Origin of the sequence: Microbacterium sp. 4R-513 (assembly GCF_011046485.1) — a bacterium.
GTDB lineage: Bacteria > Actinomycetota > Actinomycetes > Actinomycetales > Microbacteriaceae > Microbacterium.
This window is the reverse complement of record NZ_CP049256.1, coordinates 2,185,100-2,206,218: the sequence shown is the minus strand read 5'-3', so window position 1 is coordinate 2,206,218 and position 21,119 is coordinate 2,185,100. Positions and strand designations below refer to the sequence as shown.

The 21,119-nt window shown below is 71.2% G+C and carries 16 protein-coding genes; 7 read left to right on the top strand and 9 right to left on the bottom strand.

Going from position 1 to position 21,119, the window contains the following annotated elements; genetic code table 11:
* Positions 1–3: 3 nt before the first annotated feature.
* Positions 4–933, top strand: coding sequence for an LLM class F420-dependent oxidoreductase (locus tag G5T42_RS09585; RefSeq protein ID WP_165128032.1), 930 nt, complete (start codon positions 4–6; stop codon positions 931–933).
* A gap of 26 nt (positions 934–959) precedes the next feature.
* Here the strand turns inward: G5T42_RS09585 and G5T42_RS09580 are convergent, their stop codons facing one another.
* The gene (locus tag G5T42_RS09580) at positions 960–1,391 is read right to left on the bottom strand and encodes a nucleoside deaminase (protein WP_165130176.1); all 432 of its coding nucleotides are present in this window, start codon (positions 1,389–1,391) and stop codon (positions 960–962) included.
* Positions 1,392–1,453: 62 nt separating this feature from the next.
* On the opposite strand from G5T42_RS09580, the gene upp reads away from it, so the two are divergent.
* Positions 1,454–2,086 carry a uracil phosphoribosyltransferase gene (gene upp, locus G5T42_RS09575; RefSeq protein WP_165128030.1) on the top strand — a complete coding sequence of 211 codons (633 nt, stop codon included), beginning with the start codon at positions 1,454–1,456 and terminating at the stop codon, positions 2,084–2,086.
* 170 nt (positions 2,087–2,256) lie between these two features.
* On the opposite strand, the gene G5T42_RS09570 is transcribed toward upp, so the two are convergent.
* Entirely contained in the window at positions 2,257–5,937 is a 3,681-nt protein-coding gene (locus tag G5T42_RS09570) for a bifunctional RecB family nuclease/DEAD/DEAH box helicase (RefSeq protein WP_165128028.1), read from the bottom strand.
* Positions 5,938–6,029: 92 nt separating this feature from the next.
* Between G5T42_RS09570 and G5T42_RS09565 the strand changes: the two genes are divergently transcribed.
* Entirely contained in the window at positions 6,030–8,105 is a 2,076-nt protein-coding gene (locus tag G5T42_RS09565; protein WP_165128026.1) for an NAD(+) synthase, read from the top strand.
* Positions 8,106–8,196: 91 nt separating this feature from the next.
* On the opposite strand, the gene G5T42_RS09560 is transcribed toward G5T42_RS09565, so the two are convergent.
* Positions 8,197–8,772, bottom strand: coding sequence for a hypothetical protein (locus tag G5T42_RS09560; RefSeq protein ID WP_206535612.1), 576 nt, complete (start codon positions 8,770–8,772; stop codon positions 8,197–8,199).
* A 204-nt stretch (positions 8,773–8,976) separates the two neighbouring features.
* On the opposite strand from G5T42_RS09560, the gene G5T42_RS09555 reads away from it, so the two are divergent.
* Positions 8,977–10,461 (top strand): lipase maturation factor family protein, encoded by a 1,485-nt coding sequence (locus G5T42_RS09555; RefSeq protein ID WP_165128022.1) that lies wholly within the window; start codon positions 8,977–8,979, stop codon positions 10,459–10,461.
* Between the two features lie 50 nt (positions 10,462–10,511).
* Here the strand turns inward: G5T42_RS09555 and G5T42_RS09550 are convergent, their stop codons facing one another.
* The 3 genes from G5T42_RS09550 to G5T42_RS09540 all read right to left on the bottom strand — a co-directional run bounded on the left by G5T42_RS09550 (position 10,512) and on the right by G5T42_RS09540 (position 15,926).
* The gene (locus tag G5T42_RS09550) at positions 10,512–11,345 is read right to left on the bottom strand and encodes a GDSL-type esterase/lipase family protein (RefSeq protein ID WP_206535611.1); all 834 of its coding nucleotides are present in this window, start codon (positions 11,343–11,345) and stop codon (positions 10,512–10,514) included.
* Between the two features lie 394 nt (positions 11,346–11,739).
* Positions 11,740–14,772 (bottom strand): SMC family ATPase, encoded by a 3,033-nt coding sequence (locus G5T42_RS09545; RefSeq protein ID WP_165128018.1) that lies wholly within the window; start codon positions 14,770–14,772, stop codon positions 11,740–11,742.
* Positions 14,769–15,926 (bottom strand): exonuclease SbcCD subunit D, encoded by a 1,158-nt coding sequence (locus tag G5T42_RS09540; RefSeq protein ID WP_165128016.1) that lies wholly within the window; start codon positions 15,924–15,926, stop codon positions 14,769–14,771. Before G5T42_RS09540 ends, G5T42_RS09545 begins: the two co-directional genes overlap by 4 nt.
* Before the next feature lie 152 nt (positions 15,927–16,078).
* Here G5T42_RS09540 and G5T42_RS09535 point away from each other — a divergent pair, with 152 nt between their 5' ends.
* From G5T42_RS09535 to G5T42_RS09525, 3 genes are all read left to right on the top strand, one after another.
* Positions 16,079–16,639 carry a hypothetical protein gene (locus G5T42_RS09535; RefSeq protein ID WP_165128014.1) on the top strand — a complete coding sequence of 187 codons (561 nt, stop codon included), beginning with the start codon at positions 16,079–16,081 and terminating at the stop codon, positions 16,637–16,639.
* A 129-nt stretch (positions 16,640–16,768) separates the two neighbouring features.
* A complete protein-coding gene (locus tag G5T42_RS09530; protein WP_165128012.1) occupies positions 16,769–18,082 on the top strand; it encodes an MFS transporter in 1,314 nt (437 codons plus the stop codon).
* 59 nt (positions 18,083–18,141) lie between these two features.
* Positions 18,142–18,519: a (deoxy)nucleoside triphosphate pyrophosphohydrolase gene (locus G5T42_RS09525; RefSeq protein WP_165128010.1), complete on the top strand. Its 378-nt coding sequence runs from the start codon at positions 18,142–18,144 to the stop codon at positions 18,517–18,519.
* Positions 18,520–18,569: 50 nt separating this feature from the next.
* Here G5T42_RS09525 and G5T42_RS09520 read toward each other — a convergent pair whose 3' ends face one another.
* The 3 genes from G5T42_RS09520 to G5T42_RS09510 form a co-directional block, all read right to left on the bottom strand.
* A complete protein-coding gene (locus G5T42_RS09520; RefSeq protein WP_165128008.1) occupies positions 18,570–19,529 on the bottom strand; it encodes an SMP-30/gluconolactonase/LRE family protein in 960 nt (319 codons plus the stop codon).
* Between the two features lie 100 nt (positions 19,530–19,629).
* On the bottom strand, positions 19,630–20,319 hold the full coding sequence (locus G5T42_RS09515) for an NAD(P)-binding domain-containing protein (RefSeq protein ID WP_165128006.1): 690 nt from the start codon (positions 20,317–20,319) through the stop codon (positions 19,630–19,632).
* A gap of 107 nt (positions 20,320–20,426) precedes the next feature.
* Positions 20,427–20,936: a tail fiber protein gene (locus G5T42_RS09510; protein ID WP_165128004.1), complete on the bottom strand. Its 510-nt coding sequence runs from the start codon at positions 20,934–20,936 to the stop codon at positions 20,427–20,429.
* Positions 20,937–21,119: the final 183 nt, after the last annotated feature.

Below are 21,119 nucleotides of genomic sequence, written 5' to 3'. Positions count from 1 at the left end.
GACATGGAGTACTGCGTCTTCGTCGAGCCGCAGCTCGGGGCCTCCTACGCCGACCAGCTGGCGTTCGCCCAGACCGCCGAGCGCCTCGGGTTCGACGGCTTCTTCCGCTCCGACCACTACATGCGCTCGGGCCGGTCGCAGCAGCTTCCGGGGCCGACCGACGCCTGGACGACGCTCGCCGGACTCGCCCGCGAGACATCCCGCATCCGCCTCGGCACCCTCGTCTCATCGGTGACCTTCCGCCACCCCGGCATCCTCGCCGTGCAGGTGGCCCAGGTCGACGACATGTCGGGCGGCCGCGTCGAGCTCGGCCTGGGCGCAGGCTGGATGGAGCAGGAGCACCGGGCCTACGGCATCCCGTTCCCCGCGAAGCGGTTCGACCTGCTCGAGGAGCAGCTCGTCGTCGTCACGGGCCTGTGGGCGACACCTGTCGACGAGACGTTCTCGTTCGACGGCCGCCACTACCGCCTGGAGGATTCGCCGGCCCTCCCCAAGCCGGCTCAGCCGCGCGTACCGCTGATCGTGGGAGGCAGGGGGCCCCGACGCACGCCGGAGCTCGCGGCACGCTTCGCGACGGAGTTCAACCTCGGCTTCCCTGCGCTCGAGGAGATCCCGGAGCGCCTCGCGAACCTCCGCGCCGCGTGCGAGCGCGTGGGACGGGACCCGCAGACGCTGAAGTTCTCGCTCGCGATGTCGACTTTCGCCGGCGCCGACGACGCCGCCGTCGCCCGCCGCGCGGCCAAGCTGGGCCGCTCACTCGAAGAGGTGCGCGACGGCGTCAACATCGTCGGCGACGCGGATGAGATCGGCGAGCGGATCGCCCGCTACGCCGAGCTCGGCATACACCGCGTGTACTTCCAGCTGCTCGATCTGCAGGACGTCGACCACGTGGAGTATCTGGGCGCCGAGGTGCTCCCCGGGCTCCCGCGCTGATCCGGAGCGCGTCTCAGCGGAGCGGGTCAGCGCAGCGGGTCGAAGAACCGCCGCAGGAGAGTGGATGCCTCGGCCTCGCGGACCCCCGCGACGACCTCCGCACGGTAGGGCAGCCGCCGATCGCGCACCACGTCGTACACCGACCCCGCCGCCCCGGCCTTCTCGTCCCAGGCGCCGAAGACGAGCCGCGAGACGCGCGCCTGAAGCAGAGCGCCTGCGCACATGAGGCACGGCTCGAGCGTCACGGCGAGCGTGCAGCCCGAGAGGTTCCAGCTGCCGAGCGCCGCAGCCGCCGCGCGCAGCGCCACCACCTCGGCATGGGCCGTCGGATCGCCCGTGACCTCGCGGAGGTTGCGCCCCTCGGCGATGATCGTGCCCGCGGCATCCGTCACCACCGCTCCCACCGGCACGTCGCCCTGCTCTCCCGCGTCGGCGGCGAGTGCGAGCGCACGGTCCATCGCGGCGAGATCGGCGGGATCGGGGATCACAGTCCGAGACTACGGCCCAGTAGCCTGGGCGTATGCGCCTGCACGTCGCCGACCACCCCCTCATCACCCACAAGCTCACGGTGCTGCGCGATGCGCGCACGACGTCGCCGGTGTTCCGGCAGCTCACCGAAGAGCTCGTGACCCTTCTCGCCTACGAGGCGACCCGGAACGTGCGGGTGTCGCCGATCGAGATCCAGACTCCGGTCACCACGACGACCGGTGTCAAGATCGGCGAGCCCCGTCCGCTCGTCGTGCCGATCCTGCGCGCCGGCCTCGGCATGCTGGAGGGCATGGTGAAGCTGCTCCCCACGGCCGAGGTGGGGTTCCTCGGCATGGTGCGCAATGAGGAGACGCTCGCTCCGTCGACGTATGCCGAGCGCCTCCCCGAGAACCTGAGCGACCGCCAGTGCTTCGTCCTCGACCCCATGCTCGCGACGGGCGGCTCACTCGGCGCGGCGATCGAGTTCCTCTTCAAGCGCGGAGCGCAGGACGTGACGGCGATCTGCCTGCTCGGCGCCCCCGAAGGAGTGGCTGCGATCGAGCGGCAGGTCGACGGCCGCGACGTGACCCTCGTGCTGGGTGCGCTCGACGAACGCCTCAACGACAAGGGCTACATCGTGCCGGGGCTCGGAGACGCCGGGGACCGGCTGTACGGCACCGTCTGACGATGATTGCGCGCTTCTCGCAAGGGCCTTCAGAACGGCCCGCAAAAGAGAAGTGGTGCGGCACCCGCCCCTCGCCGAACGGGTACCGCACCTGCGTCGTGATGACGCCCTATAAGGCTATGTGCCGCTCGAAAATGTCCCTAAGGGGTTGACATCCGAGAAGCGGCCAGTTAATCGATCGCGTCCAGAACGAGGCGCGCGAAGCCGCTCAGCCGGGCCACCCCCTCGGGAGTGCGGGGCAGGTCGTCGAGCAGCCCCGGCGCGTACACGACGTAGGCCGTGTGCTTCGCCCGCGAGATGGCGACGTTGAGGCGATTGCGCAGGAGGAGGAACTCCAGACCCCGCGGCGCGTCGCGCCCCGACGACGCGGCGAGCGACACGATGGCCACCACCGCCTCCTGACCCTGGAACCGGTCGACGGTGCCGACGGGGATGCTCGGGAAGCCTGCCTCGGCGAGCGCGCGCTCCACCTCGACCTGCTGCGCGTTGTAGGGCGTGACGACGATGATGTCGGTCTCGGTCAGCGGGCGTGGGGGTGCGGCCTCTTCAGCGGTGGTCGCCGCCGACGGGTCGGTCCACTCCCGGCCGAGCAGATCGCGGACGAGCTGCACGACCGTCGCGGACTCCTCGACCGACTGCGTCGAGTTGCCGTGGTGCCGCACCGGCACGGCGTGCAGCCCCGGTGCCACACCGGCGAGCGTGCGCAGGGCGGCGGAGGGATGCGACGCGAGCTCACCCTGGTACGAGAGCGTCGAGACCGGGTCGGCGACGGCCGGGTGCATGCGCCACGTGAGCGCGAGGAAGTAGCCGTACTCGGGCGGCACGACATCGGCGCCGTCCATGACCCAGCCGAGCGCCGACGTGTCGACGGGCTCAGGGTGCGTGCCCTGGCTCACCTGCGGCAGCTGCTGCGGATCGCCCAGGAGCAGCAGACGCGGCGCGGCGAGCGACACCGCGATCGTCGAGGCCAGCGAGAACTGGCCGGCCTCGTCGATCACGAGGAGGTCGAGGCTGCTCCGCGGCACGCGCCCCTCGTGGCTGAAGTCCCACGCGGTGCCGCCGAGGACGTAGCCGCCGGACTGCTCGGCGACCCAGGCCGCGACGCCGTTCTTCGGGATCGGCGTGAAAGAGGTGCCTGTGGCGGACGCGTCCTTCGGCGCTTTCGCGACCTGCTGCGGCGCGACTCCCGCCTCGACGATGCGGTCGAGCATGTTCTCGACGACGGCATGGGACTGCGCGACGACGCCGATCTTGAAGCCGTGGTCGCGCACGAGCCGGGCGATGACGTGCGAGCCGACGTAGGTCTTGCCCGTGCCCGGAGGGCCCTGCACCGCAAGGTAGCTGCGATCGAGATCCAGGATCGAGCGGGTGATGGCGTCGATGTTGTCACCGTCGGACGGCACGAGCCCGCCGGATCGCGTCCTCGGCGGACGGCGACGGAGGATGTCGGTCGCCGGGTCGTGCGGCAGATCGGGCGATGTCGCGATGACGGTGTCGGCCCAGGCGTCGATCGCGGCCTGCTGGTTGCCGGCGCGCGGCGGCGCCTGCGGGGTCAGGGCGAGCGGGAGTTCGGACCACGTGAGCCCCTCGATCGCGAACTCCTCGACGATCGCCCCGTCGTCGAGGACGTCGATGACGTTGACGCGGTGGTCGGCGTGGATCCAGCGCGGCGACGGCTCGAAGGGGAACGGCGCCGGGAGATCGTAGAGCGCGAAGGGGCTGGACCCCTCGCTGAGGCGCGTGCCGGGCGCGACCTCGCCGCGGAGCTCGAGCACCCGGCGATCGGTGCGCTGACCCTCTTCGCGATGCCAGTCGGCGATGATGCGGCACCGCGCGGCGTCGAGCACGACGACATCGCGGGCGTCCTCCCACACGGAGACGGGCTCGCGGAGGCGCAGGAAGTGGGTGGCCCAGAAGGTCTTCGCCTCGCGCGGGTAGTAGTCGATCGCGGCGGCGCCGAGCCGGAGCGAACGAGCCTCGGCCGAGTCGTCGGGAAGGCGCTGGGCGAGCGCGGCGAGCGTCAAGGCGCGCACCGAGGGCTCGTACGTCGTCTCACCGGGCTCGGGATTCGGCGAGGGCCGGAGGCCGGCCTCGCGGGCTCGATCGACCAGCCAGTCGCGCAGGCGCCTCGTCGACACGCAGTCGTAGCGGTTGTAGTCGGCGAGGTCGTCGAAGATCTCGCGCGCCGCGAGCTCCTGACCGTCGTCGTCGAGAGCGCGAGCCTGCACGTACTTGACGATCGAGTCGTCGCCCTTCTGCACGTCGCTCGTGCGCACCTCGGCGCCCATGTACAGCGGCTCGAGCTTCTTGATCGAGTACGAGCGCGAGCCGACGCGCAGCGCGCGCCGCACGACCGGATAGAGGTCGACGAAGACGCCGTCGCGCAGCAGCCGGTCGACATCGGCCTCGCGCGTGCCGTGCCGTGCCGCCATCGAGAGCAGATGCGTCGGCTCGTACGGCGCGTAGTGATAGATGTGCATGCCGGGATGCTGCATCCGACGCAGATTCACGAGGTCGATGAACCGCTCGAGCGCCTCGCACTCCTGCGCGAACGAATGCGCCCAGATGGCGGAGTACTGCTCGTCGAGATCGACGAAGCCGAAGAGGTAGTCGATCCCCCACTGCACGGGCTCGCCGGGTGCCGGCGTCTCGGTATAGAGCGGGTCGCCCTCGAAGTCGAAGAAGAGGTCGCCCCGATCCGGCCGCGGCAGAGCACCGAGCGCCTTGGGGTGCACGACCTCGTAGGTCGGGATCGGCGCCGGCGGCTCCGCGAGCAGCATTGCCGTCGCGGTGGGGGCTTCGGCGAGTTCCGCCACGGTCTGCAAGCCCGGGATGGGCTCGATGACGGGTACCGGCTGCACCTCGACGAGGGGTGCGACGAGAGGCGGGATGCCGAGTCCTGCCGGGCTCGCGAGCTGCAGCCGCGCCTGCGTGCGCAGCATCGCGAAGGTGTCGGGGCTCATGTGGTCGGGCGACCCGGGCGCCTCGGCGAGCGCATCGATCGTCTGGATGCCGGCCGCCCGCAGACGATCCCGCTGGACGGGCCGCATGCCCGCGACGAGCAGCAGATCGCGGTGTGCGATCACCTCGGCATCGCAGGTGGCGCACCGCCCGCACGCGATCACCCCGAGCTCGCCCCGATCGTCGCCCCAGGCGATCGCTGGTCCGTCTGCGCCGAGGTCGAGCCGCCGGTCGGCGACGAGCGCCCTCAGGCGGTCGCGCCGCAGCGCGAAGACGGGAAGCAGATCCGATGCCTCGTGGACGCTGACGCTGCCGTCGCCGAGCAGCAGCTCCACCCGCTCCGACCGGGGCACTCCGAGGCGGTCGAGCTGCACGACGTAGGCGGCGAGCTGCATGAGCGCCGTGACGCGGGCGTGCCGCGCGAGCTTGGTGTCCTGCACGATCCACGGCCCGGTGCGCTCACCGTGCTCGCCGTCAGCCGAAACGTCGGTCGCGGTTACCGTCGAGGGCTCGCGCAGGAGGAAGTCGGCGAAGCCGACGAATTCGTCGGTCGCGAATGCGGCCTGGTAGACCACGACGGCGCCGGACGCGAGCGCGGCGTTCGTCAGCTCGACGGCGCGCGCGAGGCCCTCGGCATCCGTCGACCGCGTCTCAGGGATCTCGACGACCCGGTCGCCGTACCGCGCCTTGTACTCGGCCAGCACCCGGCGTTCGTGCTCGCCGCCGAGCAGTCCCGCGCGCACGAGGGTCGCGTCTTCGGGCTCTTCGACCGCGGCGACCCGCCCGAGCTTCGCGTCGATCGCGCGGAGCCACGCGAACTCGCACTCCGCGGCGGCCTTGAGGTCGCTCGCACTCCAGACGATCCGGCCTTCGTCCTCGATGTATCGCATGGTCCCCTTCCGCCCTCGACATTAGCCGCGGCCCCCGACACCTTCGTCGTCAACCCCGGCGCCCGCCCCGCCTCTCCTGCCAGACTGGACGCATGAGCCTCCCCTTCGAGAGCGCATACCGGCACGGCTTCGCCCGCATCGCGGCGTGCACGATCCCCCTGGTGATCGCCGACCCGGCGGCCAACGCCGACACCGTCCTGGCGAGCGCGCGCGAGCTGAGCGACGAGGGGGTCGCGGTCGCGGTCTTCCCCGAGCTCTGCCTCACCGGCTACTCGATCGAAGACCTCCTGATGCAGGACGCCGTGCTCGACGGAGTCGTCGCGGCCATCGAGCGGCTGGTCGAGGCATCCATCGATCTCCTTCCCGTGATCGTCGTCGGCGCGCCGCTTCGCCACCGGAACCGCCTCTTCAACTGCGCCGTCGTGATCCACCGCGGCGAGCTGCTCGGCGTCGCGCCGAAGTCGTACCTGCCGAACTATCGCGAGTTCTACGAGCGCCGCTGGTTCGCGCCCGGCGACGACCAGCTCGGCGAGGACATCCGCGTCGGAGGGCTCGAGGCCCCGTTCGGTCCCGACCTGCTGTTCGAGTCCCTCGACGTCCCGGGGCTCGTCGTGCACGCAGAGGTGTGCGAAGACGTGTGGGTGCCCATCCCGCCGTCGTCCTCCGCCGCGCTCGCGGGCGCGACCGTGCTGCTCAACCTGTCGGGCAGCCCCATCACGATCGCCCGGGCCGAGGACCGCAAGAACCTCTGCCAGTCGCAATCGCTGCGGTGCCTCGCCGCCTACGCCTACGCGGCGGCCGGGATGGGCGAGTCGACGAACGACGTGTCGTGGGACGGCCAGACCATGATCTACGAGGGCGGCCTGCTGCTCGACGAGACCGAGCGGTTCCCCGACGGTCCGCGGCACAGCATCGCCGATGTCGATCTCGACCGTCTGCGACAGGACCGGATCCGGCAGGGGACCTTCGACGACAACCGCCGCACGCGCGAGCCGTATTTCCGCACCGTGCACTTCGAGCTCGACCCACCCGCGACCGAGACCGGCCTGCGGCGCCCGCTCGACCGCTTCCCGTTCGTGCCCGACGACCCCGAGCGCCTCGCGCTGGACTGCTACGAGGCCTTCAACATCCAGGTGTCGGGGCTCATGCAGCGCATGCAGGCGATCGGCGACCCGAAGCCCGTGATCGGCGTGAGCGGCGGCCTCGACTCGACGCACGCACTGCTGGTCATCGCGCGCGCGATGGACCGGATGGGCCGGCCGCGCAGCGACATCCTCGCCTACACGATGCCCGGGTTCGCGACGAGCGAGCACACGAAGTCCAACGCGATCGCCCTCGCCGAGACGATCGGCGCCTCGATCGAGACGATCGACATCCGCCCGGCGGCGACCGAGATGCTCGAGCAGATCGGGCATCCCTTCGCCGAGGGCGAGCCCGTGCACGACATCACGTTCGAGAACGTGCAGGCCGGCCTGCGCACCGACTACCTCTTCCGCCTCGCGAACCAGAACGGGGGCATGGTCATCGGCACGTCCGATCTGTCCGAGCTCGCGCTCGGCTGGGCGACCTACGGCGTCGGCGACCACATGAGTCACTACGCCGTCAACGCGGGGGTGCCGAAGACCCTCATCCAGCACGTCATCCGGTGGGTCATCGCGCAGGAGGGGCACGAGGGCGGATCCACCGATCTCAGCGCCCGCGCGCGCGAAGTGCTCCAGTCGGTACTCGACACCGAGATCAGCCCCGAGCTCGTCCCGGCCGGGCAGGACGGCAAGATGCAGTCCACCGAGGATCGCATCGGACCGTACGCGCTGCACGACTTCGCGCTCTACTGGATCCTCCGCTTCGGCATCCGGCCCTCCAAGATCGCGTTCCTCGCGGAGCAGTCCTGGAAGGATCAGGATGCCGGGGCATGGCCGCCGGGCTTCCCCGACGAAGACCGCTACGCGTACGACCTGCCGACGATCGTCAAGTGGCTGAAGGTCTTCCTGCAGCGCTACTTCGCGTTCGCGCAGTTCAAGCGGTCGGCCATTCCGAACGGCCCCAAGGTCTCACCCGCCGGATCGCTGTCGCCGCGCGGTGACTGGCGCGCCCCGTCCGACGGCAACGCGAGCGCGTGGCTCGCCGAGCTGGACGCGGCCCTGCCGGAGTACGCCTCGAAGCGCTGAGGCGGTTTGGGGCGGCATCCGTCGTCGACGCGCCGGCGGCCGCGGCGTGCCACCGCCGATTCCCGCCCCGAAACCGGCGGGAAAAGGGGGGTCAGTGCTCGTTCTCGTACGCCAGCGTGATGATCCAGCCGTCGCGCGAAAGGTCGAGCAGGGAGTAGTGCACGGGGCGGTCGGGGACCCAGCCCTTGTTCCGCGAGAGGTCGAGCCGCACGTAGTCCGGCTTCATGCGCACGCCCCGGCCGTCCGCCTCGCACACGGCCTTCACCCGGGTCCAGTGCGCGAGCAGGGAGTCGAGGTTGTCCTCGTCGAAGAGGTGCGAGTGACGCTTCATCTCGGCGATCGTCGGCTCATCGGGGTGTGCGTCGCGCAGGTCGATGCCGAGCTTCACTCCTCGCTCGGCGATCGCGGCGACGGTGGCGGCGCGGAAGCTCGCCGTGCGGATCTCGAGCGGCACCTCCTCGGAGTCGATCTCGGCGAAGAGCTGCGTGTGGAATCCGAACTGCGCCGGCGCTTCGCGCTCGATGCGGACGGCATCCTCGGAGACGCCCATCCGCGAAGCGATGAGCTGTCGCGCGAGGATGCGCTTGCGATCGTGCTCGGTGAGCTTGGGGTCCCAGCCGAGGCGGGCGCCGATCCCGGACGGGGTGTCGAGCAGCACGGATTCCATCGAGAGACCTCTTCCTTCGGGGGCGAGACGCACCTTCATCCTGTCGCATCGAGTGGCGCGTCGCACGGGGGAATCGCCGCCCTCGGCGGTCCCGCCAGGCGGCGGGTGGGCGTCGCGTCAACCCCTGGCGCGGCATCCGTCCCCTGGTGCGAGACTGCCGCCATGGCCAGACGCGAGAGGCCCGGCGACACCGCCGCGTGAGTCATGGACGGCTTCGCGGCGGTCGACTTCGAGTTCGCCCGGCAGGTGCTGCAACGGGGCATCGCCGCGCTGTACGTCATCGCGTTCGTCTCGTCGCTCAATCAGTTCCGCGCGCTGCTGGGTGAGAACGGACTGCTCCCCGCCCCGGAGCTGCTCGGCTGGGCTCGCACCTCGAGGGCGAGGGGACGGATGCTGCGTCCCACCCTCTTCCTGCGCTTCGGCTACACCGACCGGCGACTCGCCGCGCTCTGCTGGTCGGGAATCGTCCTCGGCGCGCTTCTCGTCGCCGGACTCCCGCAGCTCGCGTGGCCGTGGGTGCCGATGCTGTGCTTCCTCGCCCTCTGGATCGGCTACATGTCGATCGCCTCGATCGGCCAGACGTTCTACGGCTTCGGGTGGGAGATGCTGCTCCTCGAGGCCGGGTTCCTGGCCGCCTTCCTCGGGTCGGACGATCAGCCGCCGCCGACCGTCGTCATCGTGCTGTTCTGGTGGCTCGTGTTCCGGCTGGAGTTCGGCGCCGGCATGATCAAGATCCGCGGCGGCCGCGAGTGGCGGGACCTCACGGCGCTCACGTACCACCACGAGACGCAGCCGATGCCGGGACCGCTGAGCCGGCAGGCACACCTCCTGCCCCGCTGGTTCCACAAGGGCGAGGTCGTCGGCAACCACTTCGCGCAGCTGATCGTGCCCTGGTTCCTCTTCGCGCCGATCCTCGGGCTCATGATCCCGGGACCCGTCCCGGCGATCGTCGGGGCGGTCGCGGCATCCATCGTCATCGCCACGCAGGCTTGGCTCGTCCTGACGGGCAACTTCGCGTGGCTCAACTGGGCGACGATCGTCATCGCGTTCTCGGGCTTCGGCATCCCCGGAATCGGCGCCGCGCCACGGGTCCCGCCGAGCGATCTCCCGTGGCTCGTGAACGGGATGCCTCTCTCCTGGATCGTCGTCACGTCGGCCGTCTTCGTCCTCTACCTCGTGATCAGCTGGCCGGCCGCGCAGAACCTCGCCGCCCGGCGACAGCTCATGAACGCGAGCTTCAACCGCTGGCAGCTCGCCAATGCGTACGGCGCCTTCGGCACCGTGACGAAGCGGCGGATCGAGTACGTCGTGGAGGGGACGGCCGAGGACGACCCGGACGACGACGACTGGCTGGAGTACGGCTTCAAAGGCAAACCGGGCGATGTGCGCAGCATCCCCCGCCAGTGGGCGCCGTACCACCTGCGCCTCGACTGGCTCATGTGGTTCCTGCCGCTCGGGCGCTCGCTCGAGGACTGGTTCATGGTCTTCCTGATCAAGCTGCTCGAAGCGGATGCCGCGACCCTCCGGCTCCTCGCGCACGATCCGTTCCAGGGCAGGCGTCCGGGCGCCGTCCGCGTCGTCTCGTACCACTACCGCTTCTCGACCCACGCGGAGTTCCGCGCCACGGGCGCCCGCTGGGTGCGCGACGAGCCCCGTCTGCTGGTGCGGCCCCTCCGCCTCCGCGCCTGATCAGCCGACGGAGACGGCGGGGACGGATGCCGCGGCTTGCCCCGGCTGCGCTAGGACGCCCACTGCGTGGTCGGCCATGTGATGGCGGCCAGCGTCGCCTGTCCCGTGAGCGAAGGGTGGAAGTAGTCGCGCGTCGAGATGTCGGCCTTCGTGAAGGCGTAGTTCGCGACGGCGTAGTTGTCGAAGCGGCACTTGACGGTCGCAGCGCACGCCTGCGCGAGGGCCGCGTTGTACTCGTTGACGCGCTGCTGGACGCTGTTGCGCCGGTCGACGTCGGCCTGCTTCGTGCTCGACGGGTTCGCGAGCATCGACTGGCAGATGCCCAGGGTCGACCAGGTCAGACGTGCCGAGAAGCTCGCCTTGTTGAGGTCGTACATCCGCTGGATGTTGGGGATCGACGCGACGAAGATCTCGGGCTGGTTCGCGCTCGATGCGAGGATGGCCAGGCCCGCCTGCACGTTCGCGGCGAACATCACGGTCGGCGTCATGCCGGCGACCGTCTTGGTGCACGCGTCGTTCGCGCCGATCTCGATCGTGACGTACTGCGCGCCCTGCGAGACCGCTCGCTGGGCCTGTGACGCGAGGGCCGACGAGGCCGTGGAGCTGACGGCGTCGTTGTACGCGACGAGCTCCGTGGCTCCCAAGGCGCGAAGGCGCGCAGCCTGGGACATCACCGACGTCGTGGTTCCCGTCGACCAGCTGTTGGCCGGACACGAGAGCAGCGCGGAGCACGTCATCGCGGCTTGCGTGATGGAATCACCGAGCGCCGCCATGCGGGCGGGCAGCGGCGGCGCCGCCGAGGCGGCCGACGATCCGAACAGCGATCCGGCGACGACGGCGCCGGCGATCAGTGCGGCGAGGGCGCGACGCCCGGCCTTGGTCATGCGCATTGAGTCCCCCAGGACAACTCCAGGTCGGCTGGGCAGGGACTCCCCCTCGAGTCTCCGTCGGCGCCGGCGGTTCGGGCGCAACCGATCCGGCGGACCGATCTGGCGCACACGGTATACCCGCCGCATCCGGCCCGCAACGGGTGCCGGCGTCAACGTCGGGGCGCGTGGAAACGGCGCTTCGGTGCGGAACCCCCGAAGCGCCGTTCTCCCCCAGCGCCATTGCGCTTCCTGACACTGCTGTGTGGACAGGAAACCGGTGGTGCGTGCACGGCGTCGCCGTGCGCGAAGTCGGACTCGTGCCTGGACCGGTCGGGTCGGCCGGTCTCCGCGGAAACGATATACCGATCACGCGGACGAGAGCAATGACTGAATTTCCGGCGCGGACCGCCTACGAGAACGGCAGCCCGACCGGCTCGCCGCTCACCCGTACGACGCTCGGTCCGCGTGGAGTCGCTTCGACGACGAGCTGCGCGGGGAGCTGCTCCTTCATCGCCTCGACGTGACTGATGACGCCGACCGTCCGCCCGCCCTGGCGCAGCTCGTCGAGCGTGCGCATCGCGAGTTCGAGAGTGTCGGCATCCAGAGACCCGAAGCCCTCGTCGATGAAGAGCGTGTCGAGCCGCACTCCGCCCGCGCGGGCGGTGACCACCTCGGCGAGTCCCAGCGCGAGCGCGAGCGAGGCGAGGAAGGTCTCGCCCCCCGACAGCGATTGCGCCGGACGTGCCTGGCCGGTGTGGGCGTCCATGATCTCGAGGCCCAGACCCGACGCGGCATTGCGGGCGGCCCGCGCGTCGGTGTGCTGAAGCACGTAGCGGCCCGCTGACATGTCGCTCAGCCGGAGGTTGGCGGCGCCGACGATCTCTTCGAGCTCCGCGGCGAGCACGAACGACTCGAGGGTCATCCGATGGGTGTTCGGAGCGCGGCCCGCGACCGTGTCGGCAAGACGCGTCACGACGGCGGCCTCGTCGGCAAGACCGGCGAGCGATTCTTGACGCGTGCGCGCGCGTTCGACGAGGCCCGCCAGATTCGAGGCGACCTGCTCCGCCAGGGCGGCGGCGTCGACGGCGGCGCTCCAGCGGTCGCGGGCCAAAGCGAGCGCCGTCGCGGTGGCGTCGAGATCGACGAGCTCATCGGGAACCCCTGCGAGCTCCAGCTCGAGCTCGCGCAGCCGGTCCTTCTCGGAGCGGAGCGCGCTCTCGTGCTCGCGGATGCGCGTGTCGAGGAGGGCTCGGGTCGCCGGGTCGCGCAGCGCTTGCGCTGCCGCAGCCGCATCGGGGAAGTCGGATGCCGCAACCCGGGCATCACAGTCGGCCTCCGCCTCACCGAGAGCAGCGACGTCGACCGCTGTGCTCGCGAGGGCGTCGGCGAGCCGTCGAGCGGCGTCGCGCCGGATCGTCAGCGCCGAGATGCGCTCGGCGACGCTCGCGTGGTCGCCCCGCGCCTTGGCGACGGCGCGGCGGGCTGTCCGCACGTCGGCCTCGGCGCCGGCGATGGCGATCCTGACGGCCTCGAGCTCGGCGGCCAGCCGCGTACGCTCCTCGGCCACCGCTGCGTCGGCATCGAGCAGGTCCTGACGCTGGATCGTGAGCCGATCCCGGCGATCGACGGCCTCGCGGGCCGAGGCGTGCGCAGCCTTCGCCGTGATGTGCGCGTCCTGCAGGACTTCCACCGAATCGCCGCCCGCGCGGGCGGCGGCCCCGGCGTGCGCCTCCCGGGCGACCCGAGCCGCCTCGGCGGCCTCGGACTCCGCCGCAGCGGCGACGTCGCGCGTGCGCTCGGCGTGGCCGATCTCGTCGTCGGTGGCGACGTCGTCGCTCGACGCCGCCGGATGCGGGTGCTCGAGTGAGCCGCAGACGACGCAGGGCTCGCCATCGACGAGCTCGGCCGCGAGCTCGCCGGCGCGCCCCGCCACCCGCCGCTGCAGGAGCGCCGTGACGTGTGCGCGTGCGCGATCGAGCCGGGCCGACGCGGAGAGGTAGGCCTCTTCGGCGTCGGCGAGCACCGTGGCCAGGCGCGCGGCATCCCGTGCCGCGGCCAGCCGTGTCTCGACCGAGTCCAGCTGCGCCTTCGTGGCCTCCAGCGCTCCTGCGCTCTCACGGGCATCGGCGAGCTGCGCTTCGAGGCGTTCGATCGCTGCGGGGATCGCGGCGCGACCCGCGTCGAGCGCGGCGAGGTCGGTCGTGAACTCCTCCGCGCGCGCACGGTCGGCTTCGAGCCGCTGCTCGGCCGCCTCGAGCTCCCGCTCCTGCTCGGCCACCGCCTGGAGCCGCGCCAGCTCGCCCGTCAGGTCGTCGATGAGGCGGAGCAGGCCGCTCGCATCCGGCGCGGCGTCTGCACCACCGGGAGCCGCATGATCCGCGAAGCCGATGGCCTCCCACGCCCGGCGCGCGTGCGCGAGCAGCCCTTCGGCGGCGACCACGCGGTCTCGCGCCCGCTCCACGGCCTCGATCGGCGCGCGCAGCGCTTCGGCGGCAACGGCTCGCTCGAGCGTCTCGCGGTCGGCCGCGATCAGCGGAGCCTGCTCCTCGAGTGCGGCGAGCGCGCTGCGCGACCGCTCCCGTCGCTCCTGCGCCGCGCGCCTTTCCTTCGCGGCGGTGTGAGCGATGTCGGCGCTGCGATGCGCCGCGTCGGCGGCATCCCGGTCCCGCATCAGCGTCTCGGCTCGATAAGCCGCCCGCTGCGCACCGAGCGCAGCGAACTCGATGCGGCCGGCGAGGTCGGTCGGCGCCGGCTCCTCGCCGGCCAGTGCCGCCGTGGTCAGCACGCGCTCCGCCTCGCCGAGCAGCAGCGCGACGCCATCGCCGGCGGCCGCGAGCGACTGCTCGGCGGCTTTGCGCCGCTGCTCGAGGGCGCTCTGGTACTCCTCGTACGTGCGCGTGCCGAAGAGCTTGCGCAGGAGCTTCTGCCGCTCGTCGCTCTTGGCCAGCAGGAACTCGGCGAAGCGGTTCTGCGCGAGCAGGATCACCTGCAGGAACTGCTGCTGCGTGAGGCCGAGCACCTGATCGAGCTCGAGGCCGACATTCCGCAGTCCCGCGGCTCGGCCCTCCCACGCCGTTCCGTTCCACTCGAAGAGAGTCGCGTCGGCCGCCACGGTCGTGGTGCCCGTTCCGCGCTTCTTGGCCCGCTCGTACTCCGGCGAGCGGACCACCCGCCACCGCCGCCCCGCGGCGCTGAACTCGACGGCGACTTCCGTCGCGTCCTCGGGGGTGCAGTAGTCGCTGCGGAGGCGTCGCTCGGACCCGTCGTAGCGGGGCACTCCCCCGTACAGCGCGAAGCAGACCCCGTCGAGCACGCTCGACTTGCCTGCCCCGGTGCGGCCGCCGATGAGGAAGATGCCGTCGTCGGCGAACGAGTCGAAGTCGACGACCTGTCGCGCACGGAACGGTCCGAACCCCTCCAGCTCGAGCCGATGCAGCCTCACGCGGATGCCTCCACGAGCGAGCGATCGTCGATGACCTCGCGGATCAGGTCGGACTCGGCGGGGGTCGCGCCCTCGCCCTCGCGGACGTGGGCGAGGAAGGCGTCGAAGAGCTCGGCATCCGTCCGCGCCTGACGCACGCGGTGCGCGTAGGTGAGGCCGTCCGGCTCGCGCACCCCCTGGGGCAGGTGCATGACCGTCGCGCAGTGCGGGAAGCGTGCGAGCAGCCGGCGCATCGGGTCGGGCTGCGGCGTGGCATCGGTGTACTGGGCGCACACCCACGACTGCTCGTGCTCGGCGTGGATCGGGTCGTTGAGCAGCTCGTCGAGACTCGCGCGCAGGGTGACGAGCCGGCGCGGGACCGGGAGATCGAGCCACTCGACGCCCGCGAGCCCCTTCGCGTCGAGGTCGACCCGCCAGGAACCGCGCTTCTTGTCGGCCTCGCCGAAGCTGTAGTGGAGAGGAGCCCCGGCGTATCTCACCCGCTCGGAGAGCTTCTGCTGAGCGTGGATGTGGCCGAGTGCCACATAGTCCGGCCCCTCGAACTCCGACAGCGGCACGAGGTCGAGCCCGCCCTGCTGGATGTCGCGCTCGAGGCCCGGCGTCTGCTCGACTCCCGCGGCGAAGCAGTGCGAGATCGCAACGGACCGCTCCCCCGGACGATCGGCCAGATCGGCGCGCACGAGCGACATCGCGTGCGCGAGGGCCTGGTGCTGCGACCTCAGCTCGACACCCGTCCAGAGGTGCCGCACGAGAGCCGGCTCGAGGAACGGGATGCCGTAGAAGTGGACGGGACCGTCGCCGTCGGCGATCGTGATGGGGGTCCCGATGGAGAGCGGGTCGGTCACCACGTGGATGCCGCCGCGCAGAAGCGAGGACTGGAACCCGAGCCGCGCCGCGGAGTCGTGGTTGCCACTCGTGACGACGACACGGGCCCCCGCGTCGGAGATGCTCCGCAGGGCGTCGCTCAGGACGGAGTAGCAGGCGGCCGCCGGTGCCGACGAGTCGAACACGTCGCCCGCGACGATGACGACATCGACGTCGTGCTCGCGCACCTGGCCCGTGAGCGCATCGAGCACCTGGCGGAGCGCGGCGAGCGTCGAGTGGCCGTGGAACGACCGCCCGATGTGCCAGTCCGAGGTGTGCAGGATGCGCATGCAGCCAAGGTATTCGGCGCTCCCGACATCGCTTCCGAGGCGCTCCCGCGGTTCGCCGAGAGCGATAGGACGGATGCCTCGTCCCCACGCGTTTTTCGCGAAAGTCCCAGCGGCGTCACCCCACCGAAACACCGCCGGGCGTACCGTGGAATATGGCGCCCACAACCGATCACTCCCCTCGATCCACCGTCGTCGCTCTCGTCGGTTCGGAGAGCGACGCCCTCCTCGCCGGACTCCACGGCCTGCCCGCGCTGCTCGCGATGTCGCTGCGCGGCGCCGAGCCCGCCGAGACGACGCGTGCCCTCGCGACCGCGACGACCCCCTACGTCGTGCACGATGCCGACCCGCTCGAGCACGTCGCCGCCGCGTGGGTCGAGCTGTACGGCGAGCAGGCGACCCTCGGCACCCTCGAGGTCGAGGTCGGGACGGTCCTCAACCAGTTCGAGACCGGCCAGGCGGTCATGCCCGACTACTACATCGTGGTCGGGCCCGACGCGATCGACGGCACGTGGCGCCACTGGTGGCTCGGCGCGCTCGCCCACCACGCGCCGTCCCGCGTGCTGCCGGTCGAGGCATCCGCCGCCGCCCTCCGCGCCCGGCTGCGCCGGCTCCCCGCGTCACGCCCATGGCCCGAACCGGCCGAGTGGCTCCCCCGCGTGCACTTCGACATCCCCGACCGCGTCGGCCTGCGCGACGAACCGGGCGCTGCCTGACGGGTCGCCCCGAATTCGCGGGACCGGCCCGCGGCGTTCGCCTCTGCTATCCGCCCCCTGAGCCGCAGCCCGGGTCTAGCCTTCAGTTGTCGCGTCGCGCATATGGCGCCTCGCGCCGATCGGAGGAGCATGACCGCCACGGCCCCGCCGCCCACCGCCCGGCGCATCCAGGGCACGTACTACGTGCTGGTGCTCGGCAACACGCTCGCGGCCTCTTTCATCTGGGGCGTGAACACGCTCTTCCTTCTCGACGCTGGGCTGTCGAACTTCGAGGCCTTCGCGGCGAACGCCCTCTTCACCGCGGGGATGCTGGTCTTCGAGATCCCGACCGGCGTCGTCGCCGACACGCTCGGGCGTCGGGCGTCGTATCTCATCGGCACGGTGACGCTCGCGGTCTCGACGGCGATGTACTGGATGCTGTGGGTCTGGCACTCGCCCTTCTGGGCGTGGGCGATCGTCTCGGTGCTGCTCGGCCTCGGATTCACGTTCTTCTCGGGCGCCGTCGACGCGTGGCTCGTCGACGCCCTGCGGGCGGTCGGATACAAGGGGAGCCTCGAGACGGTGTTCGGCCGCTCGCAGATCTTCAGCGGCGTCGCGATGCTCGCAGGCTCCGTGCTGGGCGGCGTCGTCGCCCAGCTGTCGAATCTCGGCGTGCCGTTCCTCATCAGGGTCGGCCTGCTGCTCGCGATGTTCGTCGTCGCCGCGATGCTGATGCGCGACATCGGGTTCACACCCGACCGCAGCGAGGGACCGCTGACGGCCACCCGCACGGTGTTCCGCGCGTCCGTGCGGTACGGGCTGGGCGAGCCGGCCGTCCGGTGGCTCATGCTGGCGAGTCCCTTCACGGCGGGCGTCGGCATCTACGTCTTCTACGCCCTTCAGCCTCACCTGCTCCAGCTGTGGGGCGATGAGCAGGCGTACACGATCGCCGGCCTCGCGGCAGCGCTCCTCTCCGGGGCATCCATCGTCGGCGGACTCCTGGCGCCCTGGGTGCGCCGGCGCTTCCGCCGCCGCACCTCGACGATCCTTTTCGCCACGGTGACGAGCGCCCTCGTGCTCGTGCTGTTCGGGTTCGTGGAGAACTTCTGGATCGCGATCGTCCTCGTGGCCGTGTGGGGCATCGCGTCGGCGATCGACGACCCCGTGCACCGCGCGTACCTCAACGCGATGATCCCGTCCAAGCAGCGCGCGACGGTGCTCTCGTTCGACTCGCTGATGGGCTCGGCGGGCGGGGTCGTGATCCAGCCCGCGCTGGGCCGCGTCGCCGACATCAGCGGCTACGCGATCTCGCTCCTCTGGGGCGGCGTGATCACCGCCGTCGCGGTTCCGTTCGTCCTCCTCAGCCGCGGAGCGGGCGCTCCCGCCGATCTCGCGACGGCCCTCGATGAGGATGATGCCGCGCCCGAGGCCGCGATCGAAGACGAACGAGCCGCCGACGGCTGATCGGGCGTTCCGGAATCGGCGATGCCCGGCAGCAGCCGGCGCGATGCCACGATGGACCCATGCCCGCGCCGATCGACGTCGTCGCCGCCGTCATCGAGCACGACGGACTCTTCCTCGCGTGCCGCCGCGCGGCGCACAAAGCCGCTGCGGGCAAGTGGGAGTTCCCCGGCGGCAAGGTCGAGCCGGGCGAGTCGCCGGCCGAGGCGCTCGAGCGCGAGATCCGCGAAGAGCTCGGCATCGGCATCCACGTCACCGGTCACCTGACGACCGACATGACCGGACCCATTCGCCTCATCTGCCTGATCGCACGGCTCGACGGCGAGCGCCCCACCGCCAGCACCGATCACGATGAACTGCGCTGGGTGGCCCGCGAGGGCCTCGCCGGCCTCGACTGGGCGGAGGCCGACCTGCCCGCCGTCCGGCGGCTCAGCGCCTGACGCCGTCCGCAGGCATCCCGGCCCCATTCGGAGACGGATGCCTCGCCACGTCAGCGATGCACTCGAACGACGTCGTACTCGGTGTCGGGGCTTGGCGGGGTGCCGAACCGCGCGTTGGGGAGGAAAAGGCTCGAGCCGTAGGCGGCGACAGTCGTCGGAACGTCGAATGCGTCGTTCGCCAGCGTGGTGATGAGCGACCCGGAGGTCCCGTCCGCGTCGAGGCGGATGACGGCGATCCGGTTCAGCTGGTTCTGCACGACATAGAGCGTCCGGCCGATGACGAGCAGCCCGTCGCCGAACTCGAGCGATGTGCCGCCGAGGTCCACCGCGGTGGCTGCGCCCGTATCGGGATCGACGCGGAACAGCGTTCCCGTCGACGACTGGATCACGAGGAGCGCCTTGTGGTCGGTCGTCTCGGCGATGCCGTTCGCGTTGAAGCCGGCTTGCTGCACCCACTCGCCCGTCAGCGGCAGGGTGACGATCTCCGAGGGGTCGGGCAGGGCGCCCGACGGGCCGATCGGCAGGAAGTACAGCTCGGCGGCCGTGCTGTTGGTGAACCAGGCGCCGTCGCGCGTCAGCACGACGTCGTTGATGAACGCCCCCGCCGGAGCCAGCTGGTAGCGCGCAAGCTCCTCACCGGTCGCCGAGTCGATCACCCGCGCGACGCCGCTGGGTCCGCCCGCGACGAAGAGCCGTCCCTGCCGGTCGATCTTGAGACCTGCGGCCGGGATGCCGGGACCCTCGCTGATGACTTCGCCGTCACCCGTACGCAGGTCGGCGGCATAGATGTCGCCGTCGGCGAGGGATCCCAGGTAGGCGGTGCCGCGGGGATCGATCGTGATGCCCTCGGGCTGGAAGCCGTCGGGGAGGGCGATGAGGTCTTCGACCGCTCCGCCTCCCGGCGGCGAGCCGGCGGCGGTGGCGGCGCCGGCGGCGGTCGCCGTCGAGAGCGCCAGCATTCCAGCCAGTGCGGCGGCGGTCAGGGCACGGGCAACGATTCGACCGGACATGGGCTCATGCTATGACCGGGCGGCCGGCGCGGCCGGGGTTGGGAGGAAGCTCCCAGGGCTCGGCGATGGTCGCCCCCTTGATCGCCGTCGCGTCTGTCGCCTACTCCTCGGAGCGGAGCGCCGCCGCTCGGCGCCGGCCGCGCTGCGAATCGGCGAAGCGGTCGACGAGGGCGCGGAGCTCGGTCGCGTCGACGTCGGCGCCGAAGGGCTCCGTGCCGGGTTCGAGCTTGACCCCGTCGGCGAGGGGACCCACGACGACCGGGTCGAAGCCCAGGTCGTCCACGAGGTCGGCGACCAGGCCCACATCGCGGGCGTCGTCGCCGGCGATGCCGATCGCTTTGCGGCCTGCCCGGCCGCGCGGCCGGGACTCGTCCTCGACGTCGGCGTATCCCATGTGGTTGAACGCCTTCACGACCCGCGACCCGGCCAGGTGGCGCTGGACCACCTCGCTGCTGGAACCCAGCGGATCGGTGAACTCCGCCAGCAGACCGTCGGATTCCCACCAGAAGTTCATCGCATCGATCACGAGCTTGCCGGCGAGGGGCCGCGTCGGGATCTCCCGATATCTGCCCAAGGGCAGGGCGAGGATCACGACGTCGGCCCGCTCGGCGACATGCTCCGATGTACCGGCGCTCACGCGAGGCCGCAGCCGAGACGGCACGGAGATCCGCCCCGGGTCCCCGGAGCCGGCGACGAGGACCGTGTAGCCGGCGTCGGCGGCGAGTCTCGCGAGAACTCTTCCGAGCCGGCCCGCGCCGATGATGCCGATGACGGGCCTGTCGACGGTCATGCGTGGTCAGCCCCTCCGAGTCGCGGTGGTCCTCCCCATCATCACGTTTCGGAGGCGGACTCGGGCGGAACGGCGTGCGGCGGCTCCTGCTCCGCCCGAGCGCCGAATCAGGGGCGCGAGGGGAAGACGCCCTCCAATGCGATGCACCAGTTGAGCACGAGGTAGGGCTGCATGTTGTCGTGCGGCTGGGCGGATCCGCCGCCGCCGATCATCGACGGACTCATGGTCAGGTCCGTCGTCGTGCCATAAGAGGACCCCGCTCCGGTCACCGCCGGAAGCGAGCCCGACGGGTTCTTCGTCGTCGCCGTGGCCGATGCGGCGACGGTGTGGCCGTGGGGCGGAAGCGCGCCCGCCGTCAGGGTCACTGCCTCGGAGCCGGCCAGCTCACCCTGCGTGCGATTGGTCAGGCCCGGACCCTGGCCGAAGCCCAGGGAGGTACGGCCGCGCAGGTCGGGGAGGCCGAACGTCGTCTGGCCGTTGCCGCCGTACATCGTGCCGAGGAGCGAGAAGAGGGCGGTGTTCTGCGAGATGGACAGGAGCTGTCCGTTGCACAGCGCCCACCCCCTCGGGGCGAAGTTGAAGCCGAAGCAGCGGATCTCGCCGATGAAAGGGTCCATGCATCCTCCTGGATAGAAACGGGCCCTCCCCCGGGTCCGCGACGCCACCGCGCACTCTGTACACGGCACCCTTCGCAGTCATAGTGTGCCGTCAGAGGACAGTGTCCGCCAGCACCGCCCGAGGGGCGGCTCCGCGAAGCGGGTCTCTACGAGGGAGTGGCAGACGATGGCCGGATCCGACGC